The sequence below is a fragment of the Aeromonas sp. PrichA-15 genome (genome assembly GCF_017939245.1).
Taxonomy (GTDB): Bacteria; Pseudomonadota; Gammaproteobacteria; order Enterobacterales; family Aeromonadaceae; genus Aeromonas; species Aeromonas caviae.
In genome coordinates, this window is record NZ_JAGKRH010000104.1 from 1 (window position 1) to 3,880 (window position 3,880).

Genomic DNA, 3,880 nt, shown 5'->3' on the forward strand with positions numbered 1-3,880 from the left:
CCTTGCCCGTTCAACTATCTATGACCGTATCAGCGATAAATCCCCTCGCTATGACAAGAATTTCCCCAAGCCATTTAAGTTGGGCTTGTCAGCTGTTGGCTGGTTTGAACATGAAATTGATACTTGGTTACACGCACAAGCATCAATAAGAGCATTTTAATTTAAGCCATAAAGGCTCCATAAGTTAACCTGCTAATTGTTTACTCCCAACTAACAGCTATAACGACAAACAAACATCATTAAATGTCTTTATCTTCGCAAGAATGCCTACGGAGAGATACCCATTAATTAACGCAGGTTAAGGTGTTTATATTATTTAATGTCAATCAACATTATACCCATCTACTAACTACTTAACCTCAGTTAACCATACACTCCCCTTAGAATATTAAACCTACTCTTCATTGAGGGATTACTCATGTCTGTCCATATCCTGCAATTTATTAAAAGCTTAGAATCTAACTATCCAACTATAAACATCCATGCTTTCCAAAAAGCAATGGATGCTGTTACCAAACATTACTATCACTACAGAGAGGTTAAGTCTGCTCATCCCTCGGTTGAGCTGTTCTTGAGATACTTTTATCCTTATCGAGAGATATATGTAGATAAGCAATTATCTCCCGAGCTAAAAAACGTTATAGAGGAGTTCTTGGTGGATTTGAATATGCCTCTGCATCAGAAGCGATTACGCAATCTGAAACGGTCTGAAGCACGTAATAGCACTAGCGTCAACGACTATATCAACAAATTATTTAGGTTGCATTCTAAACTCCTGGTGGTCAGGGTGGATGTTCACTACGGCAGTAAAATTAAAGACACTATGACTATCGAGGAAGCGATAGATGATAGAGACACGTACCTGAGAGCGGTAAAACATCGTTATCATCATCTTTTAGGGTATGTATGGAAGTTAGAGTATGGAGTGGCCAGGGGCTATCACTACCATATGGCATTTATATTCAATGGCAATAAAGTCCAGGGTGACATTAGTCTTGGACGTCAATTGGGTGAGTTTTGGAAATCACTGAGTCGTGAACCCAGAACATATTACAACTGCAATGCGGATAGGAATAAATACAAAGAGTGGGAAGCATACGGTATTGGAATGGTGCGTTGCGATGACTCTGAAAAACGTCATCTACTATTGCATAACGCGCTGAGCTATTTGCTCAAGTTTGATGAAGCGCTACTGGCTGAGATGCATGAGCGCTTTAGGTGCGTGGGTAAAATGGAAGTGCCTCGCAGGAGAGGTAAAGGTGGGAGACCCAGGGTTTTCAGATAGCGCTGGGAGTAGTACCTTATTGGCTCCCGAGCTGGAGCCACAAATGACCGTCGAGCAACTTGCCAGAGCCACACGCAGTGTATTTGAACTACATCACGAAAGCCTGACTGGTTTGCTCTTCTTCATCAGTTTCCCCCTGACAGCAGTTCAGGGGGCCTCTGTGGTGTTTGGAATGCTGGTAAAGCTTCTTCCCACACAACACACCGCGACTGTTGTCAAAGGCGATACCAGGAATCGTCGTGAGTCATACTACTGGCTAGAGAACGATGGCCTAGTCTATGGCCTGACCCTAGAACAGCTTCAATAAACATTGGGTAGTCAATTTGACGGGATAGACCCCCGCTATACGGGGCAGAAAGCATCCCCTACAAGAATACCTTACGCCACAAGGATTCCAGTAAGGCGTTATACCATAAGGCTCTGTTCATGTACAGGACCTTAAGCGGCGAGTCCATTTAAAACGCCTTCCAAGGTCCTGTTCTGTATCGACTTTCTCTGCTTGGTTCGGCAGGCGTTCTTGGCCAAATAATCGGCAGCCCATTCCAATCTTTCCCTTATTTCTGTCAGCGCCCTATGGGCCACTGCTTCCAATAGCGGTAGCCACCACGTCGCACTGTTCTTCGACGCTTTCAGCATCGATAGCGCCCCACTCATCACACTCTGCGCGACCCGTCTCTTCATCACCAGCGACAGCAGGCTCGTCCACACCAACCCCTCGACAATCGCTTTCTCGCCCGTCACAAACCCCTTGAGCCGGTTGTGCGATTTCCACTCTTTAAATAACAACTCCACCTGCCAACGGCAGCGATACAGGCTCATCACCTGCTCTGCTGACCATGCTGCTCGCGGTAGGTTCGTCATCCACAGACAGAACCGCTTTTCCTCAGCAAACCAGCGCCGGATCAACCGGTACTCGACCTGGCCGGACTTCACCACCATATCCAGTACCTCGGCCCGACAGCGTCGCCGTCCGGCCTCTCTCAGAGATAGTCCCGCCAGCTTGGGTACTTCCCGTCCATCACCGCGCCAGGCTTGGATTATCTTGGGGTTCAGGCTTTTCGTGCCGCGCACCAGATAAAATCCGCCAGCGTCGTTCACCTGCTCAAACCAAGCCCTGTCAATGTAACCTGCGTCAGCCAGCAGCAGGCAGTTGGTCAGCGTGTGGGCTTCAGGCAGAAATTGCCGTTCCCCTGCGGTATCGGCAGACACACTCATGCACAACGGGCTCTGCTCCGACAGTGACATGGTCATATGGCACTCGATAGCTGCCGGACTGATGGTCTTGAACCGGCCGGGAAAATCAGCAGCAAGGCGCCGATGCACCGCAAAGGAGGTGCCATCGTGCAGTAACACCTGCTTGAACGCGCCGAGGGAGGCTGCTTTGAGTTGATGGTCGATACGCAAGGCGATGGCCCGCTCGACCAGGGCTTTCATAAACAGGGCAAAGCTCTCTTTGCGCAGCTGATTGTGAAACGGTTTGTAAGAAACCTGATGGGTGTTTACCAGTTGCAAGGCATTGAAATGGCGGTGTAAACCGGCAATGTCATTGACCTGGTCGCCTCCCATGGCCCGCAGCAGTGCAGGTACGAGCATGGCTGGGGTAATGGCACGCTGACGCAGACAAAACTTGCAGAGCCGAGCAATGCGCTCGAGTGCGGCGGGAGCCAAGAGTTGCTCCAGATAGTAATTAGCGTTGATAATAGTCATAGGCTTCGCGCGTGTTGATTTTGTTTGGCGATAAAATCAGATCACAAACGAAGCCTTTTTTATATCTATTTCAATTGGTTGCCGCTAAAGATCCTGTACATGAGTGAGGGTTATGGTGGCTATATGCTGGATATTGCTATTCAGATGACAGCCATATGGGGAAGATTACAGGCGCCTGAAATAACAGCAGAGTATGGAGTGACTACCACGGCTGGAGGTTGGCACGGGCTGATCCCCTCTCCCTTTGGGAGAGGGTTAGGGTGAGGGGAGCTGGCTGACCGGGTGTAGCAACCAGGCGGCATTACACCGCTGAATCTTCAGTTATTGAAATTCCACGCGATCGGCAGTTCGACGTCGAAGATAAGTGCATCCCCGTCGAGGCGAAAGGCCAGGCTGGTCTGGTGCTGGTCGTATTCGTTGATAATCAGGCAGCTCTCGGCGAAGTTGGACTCGTAGTTGATATGGGCCACTCCTTCACGGCCGTCAGCGAGTTCGATGCTGAGCACCCGCAGCGGGTTCTCCTGACTGAGGTTGACCCGGGTGTCCCCCACGTCCACCAGCCGTTCCAGCAGAGGGAAGAAATCTTGTCTGTGGGTCGTTATGGCCTGGGTGATGGCCTGCTCCAGCTCAGCCTGGGTGGCGAAGGGGCCGCCGAGTGGGTAGCGGGTCTGGATCCTTTCCTGAGTCATTGCGTTTCCTCCTGAACTGAGATGTGGCAACAGTTTGGCCGCTGCAGTGACCTGTCATGTACAGGATCTTTAGCTACAACCAATTGAAATAGATAGAAAAAAGGCTTCGTTTGTGATCTGATTTAATCGCAAAAAAAAACCGACACGCCCGAAGCCATGACTATTATCAATGCAACCCAGTACCTCAAGCAACTTCTTA

The 3,880-nt window shown here is 49.4% G+C and carries 5 protein-coding genes; 3 read left to right on the forward strand and 2 right to left on the reverse strand.

Annotated features, from left to right (window positions below; genetic code table 11):
• The 3 genes from J9889_RS13985 to J9889_RS13995 form a co-directional block, all read left to right on the forward strand.
• Nucleotides 1–160 (forward strand): AlpA family phage regulatory protein (locus J9889_RS13985; protein WP_210557063.1); only part of this gene is annotated, 160 nt, incomplete at its 5' end.
• 258 nt (nt 161–418) lie between these two features.
• Nucleotides 419–1,285 (forward strand): inovirus-type Gp2 protein, encoded by an 867-nt coding sequence (locus J9889_RS13990; RefSeq protein WP_210557057.1) that lies wholly within the window; start codon nt 419–421, stop codon nt 1,283–1,285.
• Between the two features lie 43 nt (nt 1,286–1,328).
• Nucleotides 1,329–1,592 carry a hypothetical protein gene (locus J9889_RS13995; RefSeq protein ID WP_210557059.1) on the forward strand — a complete coding sequence of 88 codons (264 nt, stop codon included), beginning with the start codon at nt 1,329–1,331 and terminating at the stop codon, nt 1,590–1,592.
• 131 nt (nt 1,593–1,723) lie between these two features.
• Here J9889_RS13995 and J9889_RS14000 read toward each other — a convergent pair whose 3' ends face one another.
• Together J9889_RS14000 and J9889_RS14005 are read right to left on the reverse strand one after the other, a co-directional pair.
• On the reverse strand, nt 1,724–2,992 hold the full coding sequence (locus tag J9889_RS14000; RefSeq protein WP_210557061.1) for an IS4-like element ISApu1 family transposase: 1,269 nt from the start codon (nt 2,990–2,992) through the stop codon (nt 1,724–1,726).
• Nucleotides 2,993–3,309: 317 nt separating this feature from the next.
• Nucleotides 3,310–3,681, reverse strand: a complete 372-nt coding sequence (locus J9889_RS14005; protein WP_004099020.1) for a hypothetical protein — start codon at nt 3,679–3,681, stop codon at nt 3,310–3,312.
• Between the last annotated feature and the right edge of the window lie 199 nt (nt 3,682–3,880).

Bases quoted from the DNA above. Each gene is read 5' to 3' on its own strand.
- J9889_RS13990 (WP_210557057.1), top strand. From the start codon at position 419: ATGTCTGTCCATATCCTGCAATTTATTAAAAGCTTAGAATCTAACTAT.
- J9889_RS13995 (WP_210557059.1), top strand. From the start codon at position 1,329: ATGACCGTCGAGCAACTTGCCAGAGCCACACGCAGTGTATTTGAACTA.
- J9889_RS14000 (WP_210557061.1), bottom strand. From the start codon at position 2,992: ATGACTATTATCAACGCTAATTACTATCTGGAGCAACTCTTGGCTCCC.
- J9889_RS14005 (WP_004099020.1), bottom strand. From the start codon at position 3,681: ATGACTCAGGAAAGGATCCAGACCCGCTACCCACTCGGCGGCCCCTTC.